Raw genomic sequence first — 18,039 nt, 5'->3', positions numbered from 1 at the left:
CCGGCCGCCGGTGCCCGTTGTCCGGTGTCCGGGCACGGGCCCGTCCGCAGCGCGTCACCCACGCCGAGGGCCGCGCGATGTGGTCTGCTACGTAGGAGCTGTGCCACGAGGAGTGGAAGCCCATGACCGGATCAGGCGACACCTTGGATCCCGACTTCGCGGATGCCGTCCTGCGCGGCATCGGGGCGGGCGTCCTGACCTTGGACACGGCCGGGCTCATCACGTACGTCAATCCCTGGGGGGAACGGCTGCTGTGCCGGTCGGCGGCGGCGATGCTGGGCCGCGACGCGCACGATCTGCTGCACCGGCGCCCCGACGGCAGCCCCGTGCCGCGCGAGCAGTGCCTGATGCGGACTCCGCTGCTGGGCAGCCGGGACGCCGAGGAGGGCAGCGAGGAGTACTTCCTGCGAGGCGACGGCAAGACCCTGCCGATCATCTGGTCGACGACGCCCCTCGTGCTGGGCGGCCACAGGAGCGGCCTGGTGGTCGTCTTCAGCGACTTCAGCATGCACCGGGACGCCGAGGACCGGGCCGCCGCCCACACCGCCGCCCTGGAGGCGCTGACCGGCCGGCTGAACCTCCTGGCCGACGTCTCCTCGGTGCTGATGTCGAGCATGGACCCCTTTGCCGCAACGCACCGGCTGCTCCCCCTGCTGGTGCCGGAACTCGGGGAGTGGGCGGCCGTCGACCTGGCCGACGCCCGTTCCGGGCAGCTGGAGCGCGTCGCGGTGCGGAGTCCCGCGCGCCCACGCCGCGCGAAACGCCTGGAGGGACCGCTGCCGCTGCCCGCCCGGCACCGTCGGGCGGACCGTTCGCTCGCCCGCGGCGACCGCCCGCTCGTGGTGAACGCCACCGGCCTGCGGGATCCGGAGGCACCGCTCGCCGCCACCCACCGCATCCTGTTCGACCGGCTCGGCGGCCACTGGGCCACCGTGGCCCCGATCAGATCCCGCCGGCACCACTACGGCACGCTGACCGTGGCGCGTGCCGCCCACTCCCCCGCGCCGCCCGACACCGAAGTGCGCCTGCTCGCGGACATCGGCCGGCGCCTGGCCCTGGTGCTGGACAACGGCCGGCTCTACGACGAGCAGCGCAACGTCGCCGCGACCATGCAACGCCAGTTGCTGGCGCCCCTGCCACAGGTCGACCATCTGCGGATGACCGCACGCTATCTGCCCGCGCAGAGCGCCATGGAGATCGGAGGCGACTGGTACGACGCCTTTCTGCTCGCCGACGGCGTCATGGCGCTGGTCATCGGCGATGTGGTCGGTCATGACCTGCAGGCCGCCGCCCACATGGCCGAGGTGCGCAACATGCTGCGCGCCCTCGCGTGGACCCACACGGAGCCCCCCAGCGTGATCATGCGCAGGCTGGACGAGGCGGTGACCCACACCAGCGACGCGCCCATGGCCACACTCGTCTTCGCCCGCCTCGAGGGCCCCGACGGAGGGCCGTGGCGACTGCACTGGGTCAACGCCGGCCATCCCCCGCCACTGCTGATCACGCGCGACGGAGGCACCCGCTTCCTCACCGGCGGGCACGGACCGCTGATCGGCATGAGCGCCACCCTGCACCTCGGACTGAGCTGGCCGGACGCCCACGAGGACCTGCCCGCCGACGCGACCGTGCTGTTCTACACCGACGGCCTGGTCGAGAGCAGGGGCCGTCCCATCGACGCCGGCATGGCGAAACTCCGCCATCACGCCTCCGTGCTGGCTCAGCGACTGACCGGGCGAAGCGTGGACGTGTTCTGCGACCAGTTGCTCACCCGCCTCTCCCCCGAGGGCGACGACACCGCCCTGCTCGCCCTGCGTCTGCCCGCGGCCGGCGCCGGCGCCCCCGGCGACCACGGCCCGCCTCCGCCCCCGCAGACCTCCCGCAGTCCCGCCGCCCCGGACCGGGCGGCCCCCGGCTCGCTGCAGGAGCACGCCCCGGTGGAGGACCCCACACGTCAGGCCCGCGAGGCGCTTCGGCACCGGGACGGACTGGAGGAGTAGGCCCTGCGGACATCGTCACGGGGGGTGGCGGGAGCGGCGGGCCCCTCACGGCTCGATGGAGCCGGCGCTCCGCTGTCCGGACCGGGGGCCGCCCGGGTCCGGGGAACGCCCGGAGCCGTGCAGGCAGGACGCGACGACCACGAACGGCCACACCGACTGCATGGCCGTGACGACGCGTTCGGCCGCGCCTGCGACGCCCTGCCACTGCATCTCGAAGACGAACCAGGCGGCGCCCGCGGCCATGGCGACCGTGGCCAGGGTCGAGGGCACGGGCCGGAGAGCCCAGGGAGCGCTTCCGCTGCGGTCGGCGGCCAGGACGGGCCACACGGCCAGCAGAGCGAATCCGACGGCGGCCACCGATCCGTGGCGCAGCGAACCCCCGCTGCTGGGCGCGGGGACCAGTGCCACCGCCAGGGCCGAGAGTCCGCCACCGGCCAGCGCCACGCGTCCGGCCGGCGCGGCGGGCCGCAGCCCCCAGGCCGTCACCAGGTGGCAGACGCCCAGCGCGAGGAACGCCCCGGTCATCACCCAGTACCCCGAGGCGCCGTACGCCGCCAGGACGCTGATGGTCTGCGTGGCAGGGTCGTAGGCGCGGCCTTCCAGGCCGCCCGCGACCACCCAGCCCAGGACGAGCAGAACGGGCGCGCACGCCGACGAGACCAAAGCCCATTTAGGAACAATCGGCACTGATCGAGCATATAGGGACCATTGCGGACATCGGTGAGGGCGGCACCGTCGGTCGCCACAGGCGTTCCGTCGCGGGCGTGACGCCGCTCGCGCTCCGGCGGCGCGCAGCCACCGACGATCAGCCCGGTCGGCGCCCATCCGGAAACACGGGACTCAGTCCTTGTGCGGGTGGACGACCAGGCCGCCGCCCTCCGGCCGCGGGATCTCGAAGACCCCGACACCGGCGAAGTCGGCCACGGGAGCGGCCGATCCGCTCCCCATGGGCTGCGGGGTGCCGGTGTCCATCGGCAGCACAACAGGTGCCGCCGAGCCGGAGACGCTGCCGTCCCGGGTGCGTGAGGTGCCGTAGGCGGTGCCCTCCTCGGTGACGGAACGGAAGGTGAGTGGCTTGGAGGTCTCGCTCTCCTCGAAGCAGTAGCCCTTCTTGCCGTCCAGATCGAAGGCGAGGTGTCCGGAGACCAGGTAACGGCCGTTCGGGGAGACGGCGGAATGCGGGTCACCGTTCACCGCGGCGAACGGCTTGTCACACAGGACCGATGCCTGTACCCGGCCGCTGTCACCGTCCAGCACGGCCCACACATTGTGGTCGCCGTCGTTCTTCTCTTCCCAGCGTGCCAGCAGATGACCGCCGGCCACCGGCCATATCGACCCCCTGGCGGCCTCGGCCTCGGGCGGTGCGACCTCCGTGGAGTCCCAGCCGGCCGGGGACCAGAACCGGCCGGAGTTCATGGTGTCGGTGAACACCGGGCCCTGGGACGTCATCGCCTTGACCTGTCGGCCACTGCACGACGTGCAACCCGGCGGCGGGGTGAAGGACCTGGGCTCGATGACCTCCGGCGCGCCGGTGCCGGCGTCGATGACCGTGACCGGGCGGTCGTCGAGTCCAGCAGCAGCCCGGCGCCCCCGTCCAGCACCTCGTGCCTGCCACCCGTGGGCATCGGGACCTCCAGGTGCCGGGGTGCCAGGCCCGTACCGGAGCCGTCGGCTCGATAGATGTCGATGGAGTACACCTCCCGAGCCTTCGTCACCGCGTCCCCGCCCACCCGGCCGGTCGACCAGACGACCAGGTGTTCCTCCCCGCCGGAACCGGTGACCAGCAACCGCGGAGCCCACCGCTGCTGGAGGCTCTTGAACGGCTTGCTCTCCCACCGGAGTCGGCCGGTGGCCGCTTCGAGCGCCCGTACGCGATAGGTGGCGTCCTCGCCCACCAGCACGGCCACCAGTCCCGCCTGCGGCAGGACTTGGTACTGCGGAGCCTGCTCCTTCGTCAGCTGCCGGCCTCGGGAGGAGTCATAGGCGGCAGGCACCTTGAGCCCGGCTGTCGGCGGCGCGGCCTACCCCGGTCCGGACGAGGCGGTCGCGCCCTTCGACGGCACCGCGGTGCCCGGCGCCGTACCGGCGTCACCGCCTGTACTGCACGCCGAGAGCGCACCGGCCGCCACGAGCGCCATCACCGCCCTGCTGATCTTCACGCACGGTTCCTTTCCACGTCCCCCAGGGGACCGCGCGTATCGGCCGCTCCCCCGATCAAGCCAATGCGAAGGCCGAACGATACCCACACCACCGGACGAACAGGCGGCGACGTCCGATCCACGGCCGCCCCCGACTTCCGCGCGGCGCCTGTGCCGCGCGCGCCCTGAGTGCCGGTCGGCGGTCGCGCTCAAGCGACGTTCTTGATCCGGTCGGCCTGATGCGTGGCCGCGTGGTTCACATTGCCGGTCTCGGTCTCCACCGCCCGGACGTACGCGACGACACCGCCGACCCGCATGACCACGTCGGTGAGCCTGCCGGAGGAGAACGCGTCGGTGTCGTCCGCACCGGCCTCGATCCGCACCGGCTCGAGTGCGGTGCCGCCGCCATCCCTCTTGCGGGCCGCCATGCCCTTCGCCACCGCGCTCGCGGCCTGCGGGGAATCGAACGAGAAGAGGGTGAACTCGACCTTGCCGTCGTCCGCGGAGCCCCTCACCGCAAGCTCTTTGTGTCCTCCGGCCACCAGTCCGTCGCACGTCTTCCCGCTGCTTTCCGCACAGAACCGGCGTGCTTCCTCCCCCACGACCACGACCGCGTCATCCCCGGCGAAGACATCGCCCAAGCTCCTGTCGGTCGGGAGCGCCGACCGGATCTGCTCCGCGGACAGCACGGCGGACGCCCCGGCCTCCCCGCCGCCCGATCCGGAAGCCGTGTCCTTGTCACCTCCACAGCCGGTCGACGCCGCCATCAGCGCCACTGCGCACGCTGTCCCCCGAACCACGGCCTCCACCCTGAACTCCGTTCAATTCCACGCAACTTGAGGCACACCCCAATCACCTCGCCTGCCGGACGGCCAGTTGATTGAGGCCGGCGCCCGGCCCGGCCCGGCGGGCATCGTTCAGCCACCCCGTCCGCGGCCGTGAAGCAACACCCGGTTACAGTGACGCGGTTCGAGCGAGAGGAGAGCGCAGTGCAGGTCGGGGTGGGGAACGCGTGGCGCGGGACGGCCGCACTCGTGGCGCTCGCGGTGGGCGGTCTGACGGGGTGTGCCGGCGAGGACGAGGGCGCCGGAGGCGGCCCCCGAGCATCCGCGTCGGCATCCACGTCCGCGGCCTTGGCCGGGCGCGGCGGCCCGCAGGTCAAGAGCGGCGGCACGATCGGGGCCACGGGCTCGGCCTGTGAACTGCCCGTCACCCTCGACGTCGCCGAGGGATGGCAGGCGGAGGCCGTCGGTGGCCCCCCGGGCGCGACCGGCGGCGAGTCGGCCGCGGAGCTCTCCGACGCGCTGCTGAGCCAGGGGCCGGTGACACTGGTCTGCGAGGTGGACGCCAAGCCCGCCGGGCACATCGGTTTCCTGCGGATCTGGACCGGCGAGGCGGGCGATGCGGACCCCCGTGGCGTGCTGGAGGAGTTCGTCGCGGCGGAAAGCGGGGTGAGCGAGGAGGAGTACAGCGCGTTCGAGTCGGGCGGCGTCGAAGGCGTCGAGGTGGCGTACCTCCGCACGAGCGAAGTGCTGGAGGAGACGAAGCAGGAGCGCGCCCTCGCCGTCAGCACCCCCGGCGGTCCGGTCGTCGTCCACCTCGGCGGACTCGACACCCAGGAGCACGAGGCGATGCTCCCCGCCTACGAACTGGCCAAGCGCAGCCTGGCCACAGGGACGGCCTGAGCCGGAGACCGCCGCCGTGGATCACCCGCCGTGGGGCGGTCCGCCCACCGGTCGCCTCCGTTACGCGTCCGCCGGGCCGCACCCTTACCCGGGCACGGGGCGCTTGTGGGCGAAGCCGCGGCGGGTCCCTCGACGGGGCGCCCACCGGATGCCTCGCATGCACCCTCCGCCCACCTCAAGTGGCGCTTGGGGTTCCGGATGGCCGGAAAGCCTGCGGTTGTGATTCGGCGGAGCGTCGATCCGGCGCCCGCCGCGCGGACCGAGGAGGAACTTCCATGCTGCCCGCCACTGACGAACGACAGCTGTTCGGAGAGCTCCAGGAACTGCTGGCCACCACCGTCGAGGACCTGTCCGTGCAGGACGTCCGGCTCGACAGTTCGCTCAAGGACGACCTGGGCGTCGACTCCCTGGCCCGGCTGGAGTTGGTGACCGCCATCGAGGAGCACTGGCAGATCCAGGTGCCGCTGGAGGACGCGGAACGACTCACCACGGTGCGGGAGATCGTCGCCCACATCGCCGCCGTCACCGCTCCTGCCGGTGAGGTCTCGTGAGTGCTCCGCACCGGGCCACGCCGGTCCGCAAGGACACGGCGGCGGCGGTCACCGGACTGGGCGTGACCACGGCGCTGGGCGGTGACGCCCCCTCCACCTGGGCGGCGCTGCTGGGCGGGCTGTGCGGCGTCGAACGCGTCGGCTTCGAGATGCCCGACGGCTCCTCACAGGACTACCTCGCGGCCCGCGCGGCGGTCGACCCCCGCTCGGTGCTCCCGGCGGCGAAGGCCGCGCACTGCGACCGCTCGGCCCAGCTCGCCCTGATCGCCGCGAAGGAGGCCATGCGGGACGCGGGGCTGGCGGACCCGGCGGCCCGTACGGCGTCCGGCACCCGGACGGCCGCGGTCGTCGGCGTGGGCCTCGGCGGCCTCTCCAGCATCCTGCAGCAGCAGCACCGTCTGGAGACGGGCGGGGCCGACCGGGTCACGCCGCGCACGATCCCCATCATGCTGCCCAACCATCCGGCGGCCGAGGTCGGGCTGCTCGTCGGCGCCAAGGCGCGGGTGCAGACACCGGTCAGCGCCTGCGCGGCCGGTGCCGAGGCCCTGGCCATGGCTCTCGCCATCATCCGTGACGGTCATGCCGACGTGGTGGTCGCGGGCGGCACCGAGGCCGCGCTGGTGCCACTGGCGCTCGCCGGGTTCGCCCGTCTGCAGGCGCTGTCCCGGCGGCACGACGATCCACAGCGGGCGTCCCGGCCCTTCGACGCGGACCGGGACGGGTTCGTCATGGTTGAGGGAGCCGGCATCCTCGTCGTCGAGCGTCCCGAGCACGCCGCCGCCCGTGGCGCCCGGGTGCACTGCTACCTGACGGGCGCGGGCATCACCAACGACAGTCACCACGTGGCCCAGCCCGCCCCCGGAGGGACCGGCTGCGCCGACGCGGTGACCGCCGCCCTGCGCGACGCCGGTCTCACCCCCCGCCAGGTCCAGCACATCAACGCCCACGCCACCTCCACCCCGCTGGGCGACCTCGGCGAGGCCCAGGCGCTGCGCAGCGTGTTCGGCGACGCGCTGAAGAACGTCCCGGTCAGCGCCCCCAAAGCCGCCCTCGGGCACACACTGGGGGCCGCCGGGGCCATCGAGGCCGCCACCACGGTCCTCGCCCTGCGCGAGCGGACCGCACCGCCCGTGTGCACCCTCGACCGCCTCGATCCGGCCATCGAACTGAACGTCGTCGGCCGCAGCCCGCAGCCACTGCCCTCCGGTCCGCTGGCCGCCATCAGCACCAGCATGGGATTCGGCGGGCACAACGTGGCCCTGGCCTTCGCCACCGACTCATGACCCACCGTCAGCCGGTCGTCGACGGCCGGCCGCCGCACACGGTGCTGATGTGCCCCGGGCAGGGTGCCTACCTTCCCGGCGCACTCCGGCACCTGCACGGCATCCCGGCCGTACGCGGGGTGCTGCAGGCCGTCGACGCCCGTTCCCGCGGCCCCGGTGACACCGCGCCACCGGTGAGCCGGCTCCTGACCGACCACGGCGCGCCCGGGCCCGAGGAGTTGCTGGCCCGCCATCCCCTCGCCTTCGACCTGGCCACGTACGCCGCGGTCGTCGCGTCCGCGGCCGTCCTGCTCGAGCACCTGCGCACACCCGTCGACGCGGTCCTCGGCCACAGCGTGGGCGACCTGGCGGCGCTCACCGTGGCCGGGGTCATCACCGTGCACCAGGGCGCCGGTCTGCTGCGCCTTCGGGACCAACTCCTGCGGGACGCCGCACTGCCCCCGGCGGGCCTGCTGGCCACCGACACGACCCCGGACCAGACGGCGGCCCTGCTCGAATCCTGCCGGTCGCCGCACATACGCGTCGCCGCCCGCAACGGCCCCGCGCAGGTCGTCCTCGCCGGCCCGGACGACGACCTGGAGCGCGTCCGGCAGGCCGCCCGGAGCCGGGGCCACCGCGCCACCGCCCTGACCACCCGCACCGCCTACCACCACCCCCTGCTCGACGACGTCGACCGCGCCTTCCGTCGCCTCCTGCGGCGCCAGCCGGTGCAGCCGCCCGCCCTCGTGCTCCACACGGCCACCGGCGACGGGCCACTGCACACCCGCGACCAGCTGCGCGGCGCCGCGGCAGCCCACCTCACCCGGCCGATGGCCCTGGACCGCACCCTGCGGATGCTGCACGCGGCCGGCGGCACCACCTTCATCGACAGCGGCCCGCGCGCCCTGCTCAGCACCCTGGCCAAGGCCAATCTGCCCGGTTGCCGCACCGCCGCGCCACTGCGCACCCCGGTCGACGCCGACCGGATACGCCACCGCCTGAAGTGAAGGGGGGCAGGCCCGACGGCGCGGACGAAGGCGGCCCCGGGCCGCGCCGGCGGGCGGCGGGTCGGCGAAGATGGTCGGGTCAACCGTTCCCGCCAGCGAGGAGTGTCCGGGCAGATGGCTACGTCCGCCCCCGGCCAGCGGCCGCCGACGATCGCGGATGTCGCACGCGTCGCCGGAGTCTCACGCACGACCGTGTCGCACGCCCTGAACGGGCTCGGCAAGGTCGACCCGCGCACGCGCGAGCGCATCAGGCAGGTCGCGGCGGAACTCGGCTACCGCCCCAATCTGCGGGCGCAGCGGCTGCGGCGCGGGCAGGCGAAGGCGATCGCGCTCGCCTCCTCGATGCCGTTCGCGGTCGCGGGCGGCCCGTCCCGGCTCGGGTTCTACATGGAGGTGGCGGCGGCCGCCGCGGAGAGCGCCCTGCTGCACGACTACGCACTCGTGCTCGTGCCGCCGGTGCAGTCGGGTGCGGCGCTGTACTCCGTCGACATCGACGGGGCCATCGTGGTGGAACCGGACGTCGAGGACGTCGCGGCGGCCCAGCTGCGCGAGCGGGGGCTGCCGTATGTGGCGCTCGGCCGGCCGGTCTCGCCCGACGAGGACGCCCCGTACGTCGACCTGCGCGGCAGGACGGTCGCGGAGCTGCTGCTGCGGCATCTGCACGAGCAGGGCGCCGTCCGGCCGGCGCTGATCGTGGGCGCCGGTTCCCGGCACTCGTCCGTCGACGCGATCGCCGCCTACGAGCGGATCGCCGAGGAGTACGGCTGGACGCCGATCGTGGCGCGGGTGGCGGAGTCGGGCGGTGAGCAGGCCGGGTACGAGCGGTGCGCCGCGCTGCTGGCCGAACACCCCGGCATCGACGCGGTCTGCGCGCTGGTGGACGCCTTCGCGGTGGGTGCGGTCCGGGCGATCCGGGAGAGCGGGCGTGCCGTGCCGGACGACGTCATGGTCGTCACCCGTTACGACGGGCTGCGGGCGCGCACCTGCGAGCCGCCGCTGACGGCGGTCGATCTGCATCTGGACCGGGCGGCGTCCGACGCGGTGGAGCTGCTGCTGGGGCGGCTGCGCGGGGACACCGCCACGCCGTCGGTGGCGGTGTCCCCCGAGCCGCGGGTGATCGTCCGGGCGTCGTCGCTGCGGACCGGCCGGAGCTGAGCGAACGCGCGTGCCAGGCGTCGCGGTGCAGGCGTCGCATGCCAGGCGTCGCGGGGCAGGGGGGAATTGCCGGACGGCCCTGCGGCGGCCCGTAACGCCGTCACACCCCCAGCATCAGCACGAGTCCGGAGACCAGCGCGAAGACCAGCACGAACAGGCGCATCCTGCGGGCGTCGAAGCGGTGGTGGACCAGGCGGCTCAGCCATGCGCCCACGGCGATCGCCGGCAGCAGCACGGCAGCGTGGCCCAGCTCCGCGGCGTCCGCCTCCCCGGTGCCGAACAGCAGCGCCAGGGAGGCGACTTCCCCGACGAGGAAGCAGGCGGCGACGGTGGAGCGCAGTTCGGCGGGCGGCCGGTGCTGGTAGACCAGCGCGAGCGGAGGGCCGCCGACGCCGGTTGCGGTCTCCGTCAGCCCGGTCACCGCGCCCGCGCCGACGTAGGCGGCCCGGCCGGGCGTGAACGCGGGCGCGGCCAGGCTCACGACGGCCGCGAGCACGGTGGCGACGCCCACGAACACGCCGAGGCTGCGTTCCGGGATCAGCCAGAGCAGCGCCAGCCCGGCCGGGGTGGCGGCGAGCCGCGCCCCGGTGATCCAGCCCGCGCCGCGCAGGTCGAGCGATGCCCGTTCGCGCCAGGCGACGTACAGGTTGAGCGGGATCATCGACGCCAGCACGAACACCGGGACCAGGTGCGGGTCGAGCATCCCGGCCACCGGCGCCACGATCAGCGCGAAACCCAGTCCGCTGCTGCCCTGGACGAACGCGGCCACGGCCACCGTGACGGCGAGGACCGTCAGCGTCAGCACCGTCACTGCGCCGCGCTCCGTTCCCGCGACCGGTGCAGCGCCCGGGCCGCCGCGGAGGTGGGATGCACCCGGGTGATGTCCGCCCGGCCGACGGCGGCGCGGGCCAGCTCGGCCGCGCGCCGCACCAGTGCGGCCCCGTCCCAGTCGGCCGGCCGGCCGTGCCACATGCGCAGCCGCCCGGCGACGAAGACGGCCGTGATCTGGTCGCGGTTGCCGCGGCGTACGAGCTCCCAGGGCAGGTCCCAGGAGAGCGCCAGCTCCGGGGTGTCGACGTCGACGAGGAGGAAGTCGGCCGCCAGGCCCGGGGCGATGGTGCCGGTGCGGGCGCCGAGGCCGACGGCGTTCGCACCGCCGCGGGTGGCGTGCTCCAGCCAGGTCCAGCCGGCACCGCACGAGGAGTCTCCGGTGCTCAGCCCGTACGCCAGCCGCTGGGCGAACTCGGCGGCGTCCGCGAGCCGGAAGCCGTCGCCGCGGGTGCCGTCGGTACCGAGTCCGAAGCGGATGCCGCGCTCGGCCATGGTGGTCGCGGGCGCGACCGCGTTGCCCTTCCAGGCGCTGGCGACCGGGTTGTAGCTGACGGCGGTTCCCGTGTCGGCGAGCAGGGTCAGCTCGTGCGGGGTCAGGAGCGTGGCGTGCGCGGCGAGCAGCTGGGGGCCGAGCGCGCCGACGCGGTGCAGGTGTTCCAGGGGCCGCAGCCCGTGCCGTACCAGGGACCGTTCCACGCCGGCGAGGTGCTCGTTGACGTGGATCTGGACGACGGCTCCGGCCTCGGCGGCCAGTCGGGCGGTGGCGTGCAGGGTCCGTTCGGTGGCGGCCTCCGGGACGGAGACGGCCAGGGAGGCGTGGACGAGCGGGTCGTCCGCGTACCGGGCGAGGTGCTTCTCGGCGTCCTCCAGGACGGCGGGCCGCCCCGCCCCGTTCCCGGCACCGTTCTCGTCCTCGGGGCCGCCGTCGGCGTCGTTGCAGACGAGTCCCAGGACGCAGCGGATCCCAGCGTCGCGGGCGGCCGACGCGACGACGTCGACGTCCACGTCGGCGCGGGTGCCGGCGTCGGCGACGGTGGTGAAGCCGCCCCGCAGCGCTTCCAGGGCGGCGAGCTTGGCCGCGGTGTAGGCCGCTTCCTCGTCCAGCGCGCCCTCCAGCGGTACCCAGACCCGGCGGAAGATCTCCGAGGGTTCCCCGAAGGCGAGCGCGGCGCCGAAACTCTGGGTGAGGTGGTGGTGGGCGTCGACGAAGCCGGGCATCAGCAGCCGGTCGGGCAGCCGTACGGCCCGCAACTGCGGGTGTGTGCGCTCCAGTTCGTCCGCCGGCCCCACGGCCTCGAAGCGGCCGTCGCCGACCACGACGGCCCAGCCGCCGACGGGGCCTTCCGGGAGCAGCACCGCTCCCGGTACGAGGAGGAGGGGGCCGGGGGCGGTCAGGAGATCGCGGTCGGACTGGTTCATCGGTCGCTTCCTGTGCGGGCGGTGGTCAGACGGGCGGCGATGCCCGGCCGGACATGGTGGAAGAGGAGGTTGAGGACGGCGGCGACGAACGCGCCTACGGCGACGCCGCTTTCGAGGAGGATGCGGACGTTCGGCGGGAAGTGGCCGTAGACGCCGGGAACGAGGATCGGCAGCAGCCCCAGCGAGAGAGCGACCGCGCAGATGAAGGTGCTGGTGTGCTTGTCGAGGTCGGAGCGGCCGAGCATCTGGATGCCGAGCACGGTGATGACGGCGAACACGACCATGGCGGTGCCGCCGACGACCGCGGAGGGGATCACGCTGATCGCGCGGGTGACGGGGGCGAGGAATCCGATGACGATGAGGACGACGCCGGCCGCTGCGGTGACGTACCGGCTGCGGACGCCGGTGACGCGGACGATGCCGATGTTCTCCCCGCTGGTGACCAGCAGCGGCAGTCCGAAGCATCCGCCGAAGAGCGAGGTGACGGCGTCGCCGCGGACGGTCTTCGGCACGTCGGTCCGCTTGTCGATGTCCTTGCCGACGGCCTCGGCGTTGATGACGGTCTGGCCGGTGGCCTCGGCCATGGACGCCAGGCTGTAGAGCATCAGCGGCAGCGCGGCGACGAGGTTGAACACGGGCGAGCCGAAGGGCATCGGCTGCGGCAGGCTGACCAGGTCGCCGCCGGCGGCGCTCGAGGCGTCGACCGCGCCGACGACGGCGGCGAGGGCGGTGCCGGCGAGCAGGCCGAGCATCACGGCGAGCTGGCGCAGGATGCCGGTGGAGAACAGGTAGAAGAGGACGGTGAACCCGATCGTCGCCATGCCGAGCCCGAGGTTGACGGGATCGGCGAAGCCGGGGGTGCCGGGTCGTCCGGTGACGAGGACCGCGCCGACCTTCACGAGGTTGACGCCGACGATGACGATCATCGTGCCGATGACGAGGGCGGGGAAGAACTTCAGCAGCCGGGAGAACACCGGAAGGACGACGAAGTAGAACACCGCCGTCAGGATCACCGCGCCGGTCGCGGTGCGCAGTCCGTGCTGCTCGGCGATGGCGAGGAACAGGATGAGCGGCGCCCCGCCCGGCAGCATCACGAACGGCAGCCGGGGTCCGAACTTCCAGGGCCCGAGCGACTGGATCAGCGATCCGACGCCGGACAGCACGAAGGCCGCGGAGAGCAGATTGACGGTCAGTTCGGCGCCGAGCCCCAGGGTGGCGCTCATCAGGAAGATCGCCGAGATGGGGGTGGCGGCCATGACGAGGACGTGCTGGACCCCGAAGAGCAGGATCCGGCCGAGGGGGCGTGACTCGTCCACGGGGTGGATCGCGGGCCGCGCGCCGTCCTCCACGGCAAAGGACGCGGCCTCCCCGGCGGGGGCGTCCTCGGGACGGGGGCCGTCGTCAGGGCGGACGGGCGGGGCGGGACGGCGGACGGCCGCGGCCGCGGCGGCGGGGACGGGGGCGGGGGCGGCGGGGTCGTCGGCGGCCGGGTGGCCGGCCGCCGGGTCGACGGTCGCCGGGTGGGTGGTCGCCGGGCGGTCGGAGGTCGGCGGTTGGCCGGCACCGGGCCGGTTCTGGCGGGGACTGGACACGTTCGGGCTCCGTTCGGGCGTACGGGCACGCTCGGATTTCAGCCGCGATCCGGCCCTGGACGGAGAGCCAAATCGATTTGGCCAAATCGATTTGGCCGTCAGTATGTGAGGCCGTCGCCCCACCGTCAAGAGCAGCTGCACGGTCGCTCCCCGGAGCCGGGACCGACCGTGCAGGCGCAGCAACACTTCGACGACTTCCCGACAACGCCTCCTCACCGCGCCGCGTCGCCCCGCACCGCCGTCACGCGGAGCGCGCCGGCCGCCCGGCCCGCACCGGGTCCGCGTACGGCAGGCCCCGCGTGCAGCGCTCCAGCCCGTCCAGGGTCGACGAGGGAGTCCCGGGGCGTGTTGATCAGCGTGGCGCCGTCGGGCAGCAGGCCGAGCCGGGTGCGGTCCAGCAGGTGGGCGACCCGGGTCCCAACCCAGTCCGGTCCGGCAGGTCTCACATATTGATCATGTGACCGGCCAGTCCGTGCACCGCCTCCTTGACCGCCTCGCCCAGGGTCGGATGGGCGTGGACGTTGCGGGCGACCTCGTGCACGGTGAGGTCCCACTGCTGGGCCAGGGTCAGTTCGGGCAGCAGCTCGGTCACGTCCGGGCCGATGAGGTGGCCGCCGAGCAGCTCGCCGTATTTGCTGTCGCTGATCAGCTTCACGAAGCCGGTGGCGTCTCCCAGCCCGTGGGACTTGCCGTTGGCGGTGAACGGGAACTTGGCCACCTTCACGTCGTGGCCCAGCTCGCGGGCCTGGGCCTCGGTGTACCCGAAGCTGGCGATCTGCGGCTGGCAGTAGGTGGCGCGCGGGATCATCGCGTAGTCCAGCTCCATGGTCTCCGCGTCCGCGATGGTCTCGGCGGCGATCACGCCCATCGCCTCCGCCGCGTGGGCGAGCATCAGCTTCGCGGTCACGTCGCCGATGGCGTAGATGTGCGGGACGGACGTACGGCACCGGCCGTCCACGTCGATGGCGCCGCGCTCGGTGACCCGTACGCCGGTCGTGTCCAGGCCGTAGCCCTCGACGTTCGGGGCGAAGCCGATCGCCTGCAGGACCTTGTCCGCCTCCAGCACCTTCCGGGAGCCGTCCTCCGCGGTGACGGTGACGCGGACCTGCGGGCCGGACTCGTCGATGGCGTCGACGCGGGTGGAGGTGAGCACGTCGATGCCGAGGCGGCGGTACTGCTTGGCCAGTTCGGCGGAGACCTCGGGGTCCTCCAGCGGGGTCATGCGGTCCAGGAACTCGACGATCGTGACCTTCACCCCGTAGTTGTGCAGCACGTAGGCGAATTCGACGCCGATCGCGCCGGCGCCCGCGATGACGATCGACCGGGGCAGGTCGTCGGCGAGGATCTGCTCCTCGTAGGTCACCACCCGGGAGGTGCGCCGGGTGCCGGGGAGCAGCTTGGGCGTGGCGCCGGTGGCGATGATGCAGTGGTCGAACCCGATGGTGCGGGTCTCGCCGTCGTATCCGGCCACCTGGAGGGTGTGCGGGTCCAGGAAGGTGCCGCGGCCGTCCAACTCCGTGATCTTGTTCTTCTTCATCAGGTAGTGGACGCCCTTGACCCGGCCGTCCGCGACCTTGCGGCTGCGGCGGTACGCCTCGCCGTAGTCGAAGGACACCTGCCCCTCGATCCTGATGCCGAAGGTCTTCGCCTCGCGGGTGACGATGTGCGCCAGCTCGGCGTTGCGCAGCAGCGCCTTGCTCGGGATGCAGCCGACGTTCAGGCACACGCCGCCCCAGTACTTCTCCTCGACCACCGCCACCCGCTTGCCCAGCTGGGCGGCACGGATGGCGGCGACGTAGCCGCCGGAACCCGCTCCGAGGACCACGACGTCGAAGCGTTCGTCCTGCTCGGGCATGGGGAATGTCCCTTCTTCCGGGGCGCTGTCGGGCATCGGGCGGCGCTGAGCGGCCTCAACCGGATCATCCACGCGCCGTACCGCCTCCCGCAACCGCTGCCCAGGACGGGAAGGCGGTCTCCGGGCGCACCTCCTGCCGCGCCTCCCGCCGCACTCGCGCAGCACCGGACGGCGCCCCCTCGGGCCCGTCCGGTGTCAGGCCGTGCGGCCGGCGTCCCGGGCCGCGCGCTCCAGCCGGCCGCGGTACTCCTCCCACCAGGCGGCGTCGCCCGTCGGCATGCCGTCGTTGCCCTCGTTCATCCCGGCGGAGCCGTCCAGGAGTTCCCGGACGATGTCGGCGTGCCCGGCATGCCGGTGGGTGTCGGCGATGACGCGCACCACGGCGTGGTGCAACGTGACCTCGTCGCGGCCGCTCGGCCACCACGGCACCCTGCCGGTCGTGTCCAGCGCGAGCGCGTCGATCGTCGCGTCCGCGTGCGCCCACGCCCGGCGGTAGAGGCCCACGACGTCCTCGCGCGACTCGTCCGCCGTGGCCCACATGTCGCCGTTGGGCTCCGCGCCCTCCGCGAGCCAGGGAAGCGGCTCGTGTGAGGGACGGCCGAAGGTGTCGCCGAGGTAGCCCAGCTCGACGGTGGCCGCGTGTTTCACCAGGCCCAGGAGATTGGTGCCGGTCGGCGTGTGCGGGCGGCGGATGTCGTACTCCGGGAGCCCTTCGAGCTTCCAGAGCAGGGCGTCGCGGGCGGACTGCAGGTAGAAGTGGAGGTCGGCTTTGGGGTCCGAGGCTGTCATGGGCCCAGTCTGCCGTTCGCGCGAGCTCTGTCCACGGCCCGTGTCACCGCTGACGGCCCCGGCGCCCGGTGCGGGCCGCGGGCCGCGGGCCGCGGGCCACCGGCCTTCTCACGGGGTGCAGGCCCGGGCGATCGACAGGCTGTTCTCGTAGAGGTGGTGGCGGGTTATCCGGCCGTCCTCGACCGTCAGGCGCAGCGCGAACGGGCCCTCGAAGGACTTGCCCGTGGCCCGGACGGTCCCCGACACGTGGCCCATCAGGACGGCGTCGGTGCCGTCGACGAGGAAGGTGTCGACGTCGGCGCGCGCGTCCTCGGGCACGGTGTGCTCCGTCAACTCGGTGAACTGGGCGGCGCACTCGGCGGCGGTGGACCGCGGGCGGATCCACGGGACGGTGGGGTTCTCGGCCAGCAGCCAGTCGACGTCGTCGGCGAAGAGCGCGACGAGCGGCTCGGTGTCCCCGGCCAGCCGGGCGGTGAGGAACTCACGCACGACGGCCCGGGTGGCCTCGGCGACGGAGTCCGCGGCGGGGGCGGAACTCGTGGCGGCGGGCCCAGTGGTGGCGGAACTCGTGGTGGGAGCGGTGGACTCGGCGGACATGTCTGTGACTCCTGGCGGCTGGTTTCTCGGATTCCGGCGGGTGTCCGTCGGTGTGTCCGATCCTGCCGGGCGGGGCGGGAGCGGTCGATTACCGCGGGGGTAATGAGCGGACGGCGGTCTTCGGAGGGGTGGCATCCGGTTGCCGGCCGCACCGTCCGGCGCTGCCAGGCGGTCGTCGGGCCCCGGCGTCGGGTGAGCAGCACTGCCAGGCGGCCGTGCGCCACCCCGGCGTCAGGTGAGCAGCTCCGCCAGGCCGTCCGCGAACCCGGTGAGCCGGGTCAGCAGCGGTCCCCGGCGAGCGACCCGGAAGCCACGGCGCCGCCCGCCGAACGCGGCCTGAACGGCATGGAACTGGCACCAGCGCCGGGCACGCTCGCGATCCAGCTCCGCCGCCTCGGCGAAGACGTCGATCACCCGGTGGGCGGCCCTGCGCAGGTCGTCCGCCGCGAGGAGCTGGAACGCCCGTGAGGTCAGCAGTGTGCCGGTGTCGTGGGCGGGGTCCCCCGCACAGCCCTTCGGATCGACGGCGAGCCACGGCTCGCGGTCCGCCCGCAGCACGTTCCTGGCGTGCAGGTCGCCGTGGACGAGGGTGTCCGGCTGGTCGCGGCCCAGTTCCCGGACCGTCGCCAGGGCCGCGTCCACCACGTGGCGCGGGAGCGAGTGCGCCAGTTCCCCGGCGTCCTTGCGCAGCCGGCGTTCCCAGGCGTCCGCCCGGTCCCGCAACCGGGGCAGACCGGGCGGTGCGGGGACGGCCAGCCGGCGGCTGATCCGGCCGGCGACCGTCGCCACGCGGTCGCCGTCCTCGGCCTCGGCCAGCGTCGTCGTACGGGCGCGTTCGAGCAGCATCGCGAACCGTTCGTCGTCGCGCTCGTACAGCGCCACGGCTCCCCGCCCGGCCCAGGCCGCGAAGGCGTCCGGCTCGTGGACGTTGCCGGGATGCGGAAACGACACCTTGAGCACGGCGGGGCCCTCGGCCCGCCGTACGGGAACGACGACACCGACGCCTCCGTGCAGCACCGCGCCGTCCGGTGCGCACTCCCAGCGTTCCAGCAGGTCGTCGACGATCCCGGGCAGTTCGGCCAGCCACGCCTCCCCCGGCCGTCCTTCGCGCTCGACGGTGGCCCGCGCGAACGCCTCCGGTACCGCGATCACCCGGGCCCG

The 18,039-nt window shown here is 73.7% G+C and carries 19 protein-coding genes; 6 read left to right on the top strand and 13 right to left on the bottom strand.

All coding sequences use genetic code 11. The annotated features are described in order from the left end of the window. Positions 1 to 122 precede the first annotated feature (122 nt). The gene (locus tag ACLGIH_RS32615) at positions 123 to 1,997 is read left to right on the top strand and encodes a SpoIIE family protein phosphatase (protein ID WP_416528885.1); all 1,875 of its coding nucleotides are present in this window, start codon (positions 123 to 125) and stop codon (positions 1,995 to 1,997) included. A 45-nt stretch (positions 1,998 to 2,042) separates the two neighbouring features. Here ACLGIH_RS32615 and ACLGIH_RS32610 read toward each other — a convergent pair whose 3' ends face one another. The 5 genes from ACLGIH_RS32610 to ACLGIH_RS32590 all read right to left on the bottom strand — a co-directional run bounded on the left by ACLGIH_RS32610 (position 2,043) and on the right by ACLGIH_RS32590 (position 4,650). Then, complete coding sequence (locus ACLGIH_RS32610) at positions 2,043 to 2,684, bottom strand: DUF998 domain-containing protein (RefSeq protein ID WP_416528884.1); 642 nt, start codon at positions 2,682 to 2,684, stop codon at positions 2,043 to 2,045. A 153-nt stretch (positions 2,685 to 2,837) separates the two neighbouring features. Then, complete coding sequence (locus tag ACLGIH_RS32605; RefSeq protein WP_416528883.1) at positions 2,838 to 3,446, bottom strand: hypothetical protein; 609 nt, start codon at positions 3,444 to 3,446, stop codon at positions 2,838 to 2,840. Continuing rightward, positions 3,443 to 3,991 carry a hypothetical protein gene (locus tag ACLGIH_RS32600; protein ID WP_416528882.1) on the bottom strand — a complete coding sequence of 183 codons (549 nt, stop codon included), beginning with the start codon at positions 3,989 to 3,991 and terminating at the stop codon, positions 3,443 to 3,445. The genes ACLGIH_RS32605 and ACLGIH_RS32600 overlap by 4 nt, the downstream gene beginning before the upstream one ends. Before the next feature lie 27 nt (positions 3,992 to 4,018). Continuing rightward, positions 4,019 to 4,156 (bottom strand): hypothetical protein, encoded by a 138-nt coding sequence (locus ACLGIH_RS32595; protein WP_416528881.1) that lies wholly within the window; start codon positions 4,154 to 4,156, stop codon positions 4,019 to 4,021. Positions 4,157 to 4,344: 188 nt separating this feature from the next. Continuing rightward, the gene (locus ACLGIH_RS32590; RefSeq protein ID WP_416528880.1) at positions 4,345 to 4,650 is read right to left on the bottom strand and encodes a hypothetical protein; all 306 of its coding nucleotides are present in this window, start codon (positions 4,648 to 4,650) and stop codon (positions 4,345 to 4,347) included. 474 nt (positions 4,651 to 5,124) lie between these two features. Between ACLGIH_RS32590 and ACLGIH_RS32585 the strand changes: the two genes are divergently transcribed. The 5 genes from ACLGIH_RS32585 to ACLGIH_RS32565 all read left to right on the top strand — a co-directional run bounded on the left by ACLGIH_RS32585 (position 5,125) and on the right by ACLGIH_RS32565 (position 9,795). Then, a complete protein-coding gene (locus ACLGIH_RS32585; RefSeq protein WP_416528879.1) occupies positions 5,125 to 5,820 on the top strand; it encodes a lipoprotein in 696 nt (231 codons plus the stop codon). Positions 5,821 to 6,098: 278 nt separating this feature from the next. Beyond that, positions 6,099 to 6,371: an acyl carrier protein gene (locus ACLGIH_RS32580; RefSeq protein WP_416529544.1), complete on the top strand. Its 273-nt coding sequence runs from the start codon at positions 6,099 to 6,101 to the stop codon at positions 6,369 to 6,371. After that, a complete protein-coding gene (locus ACLGIH_RS32575; RefSeq protein ID WP_416528878.1) occupies positions 6,368 to 7,654 on the top strand; it encodes a beta-ketoacyl-[acyl-carrier-protein] synthase family protein in 1,287 nt (428 codons plus the stop codon). The genes ACLGIH_RS32580 and ACLGIH_RS32575 overlap by 4 nt, the downstream gene beginning before the upstream one ends. Then, positions 7,651 to 8,640, top strand: coding sequence for an ACP S-malonyltransferase (locus tag ACLGIH_RS32570; RefSeq protein WP_416528877.1), 990 nt, complete (start codon positions 7,651 to 7,653; stop codon positions 8,638 to 8,640). The genes ACLGIH_RS32575 and ACLGIH_RS32570 overlap by 4 nt, the downstream gene beginning before the upstream one ends. Positions 8,641 to 8,754: 114 nt before the next feature. Beyond that, entirely contained in the window at positions 8,755 to 9,795 is a 1,041-nt protein-coding gene (locus tag ACLGIH_RS32565) for a LacI family DNA-binding transcriptional regulator (RefSeq protein WP_416528876.1), read from the top strand. Between the two features lie 100 nt (positions 9,796 to 9,895). Here ACLGIH_RS32565 and ACLGIH_RS32560 read toward each other — a convergent pair whose 3' ends face one another. The 8 genes from ACLGIH_RS32560 to ACLGIH_RS32525 all read right to left on the bottom strand — a co-directional run bounded on the left by ACLGIH_RS32560 (position 9,896) and on the right by ACLGIH_RS32525 (position 18,030). Next, positions 9,896 to 10,606, bottom strand: a complete 711-nt coding sequence (locus ACLGIH_RS32560; RefSeq protein ID WP_416528875.1) for a sulfite exporter TauE/SafE family protein — start codon at positions 10,604 to 10,606, stop codon at positions 9,896 to 9,898. Then, positions 10,603 to 12,045, bottom strand: a complete 1,443-nt coding sequence (locus ACLGIH_RS32555) for an amidohydrolase family protein (protein ID WP_416528874.1) — start codon at positions 12,043 to 12,045, stop codon at positions 10,603 to 10,605. The genes ACLGIH_RS32560 and ACLGIH_RS32555 overlap by 4 nt, the downstream gene beginning before the upstream one ends. Beyond that, entirely contained in the window at positions 12,042 to 13,637 is a 1,596-nt protein-coding gene (locus tag ACLGIH_RS32550; protein ID WP_416528873.1) for a uracil-xanthine permease family protein, read from the bottom strand. The genes ACLGIH_RS32555 and ACLGIH_RS32550 overlap by 4 nt, the downstream gene beginning before the upstream one ends. Before the next feature lie 212 nt (positions 13,638 to 13,849). Next, complete coding sequence (locus ACLGIH_RS32545) at positions 13,850 to 14,083, bottom strand: hypothetical protein (RefSeq protein WP_416528872.1); 234 nt, start codon at positions 14,081 to 14,083, stop codon at positions 13,850 to 13,852. Next, on the bottom strand, positions 14,080 to 15,492 hold the full coding sequence (lpdA, locus tag ACLGIH_RS32540) for a dihydrolipoyl dehydrogenase (RefSeq protein ID WP_416528871.1): 1,413 nt from the start codon (positions 15,490 to 15,492) through the stop codon (positions 14,080 to 14,082). Before lpdA ends, ACLGIH_RS32545 begins: the two co-directional genes overlap by 4 nt. A 195-nt stretch (positions 15,493 to 15,687) precedes the next feature. Beyond that, positions 15,688 to 16,281 carry a DinB family protein gene (locus ACLGIH_RS32535; protein WP_416528870.1) on the bottom strand — a complete coding sequence of 198 codons (594 nt, stop codon included), beginning with the start codon at positions 16,279 to 16,281 and terminating at the stop codon, positions 15,688 to 15,690. A gap of 108 nt (positions 16,282 to 16,389) precedes the next feature. Continuing rightward, the gene (locus ACLGIH_RS32530) at positions 16,390 to 16,878 is read right to left on the bottom strand and encodes a nuclear transport factor 2 family protein (protein ID WP_416528869.1); all 489 of its coding nucleotides are present in this window, start codon (positions 16,876 to 16,878) and stop codon (positions 16,390 to 16,392) included. A gap of 231 nt (positions 16,879 to 17,109) precedes the next feature. After that, positions 17,110 to 18,030: an aminoglycoside phosphotransferase family protein gene (locus ACLGIH_RS32525; protein ID WP_416528868.1), complete on the bottom strand. Its 921-nt coding sequence runs from the start codon at positions 18,028 to 18,030 to the stop codon at positions 17,110 to 17,112. Positions 18,031 to 18,039: the final 9 nt, after the last annotated feature.

The sequence above is a fragment of the Streptomyces hamibioticus genome (assembly GCF_047946815.1).
Taxonomy (GTDB): domain Bacteria; phylum Actinomycetota; class Actinomycetes; order Streptomycetales; family Streptomycetaceae; genus Streptomyces.
This window is presented reverse-complemented; position numbering and strand designations above follow the sequence as displayed.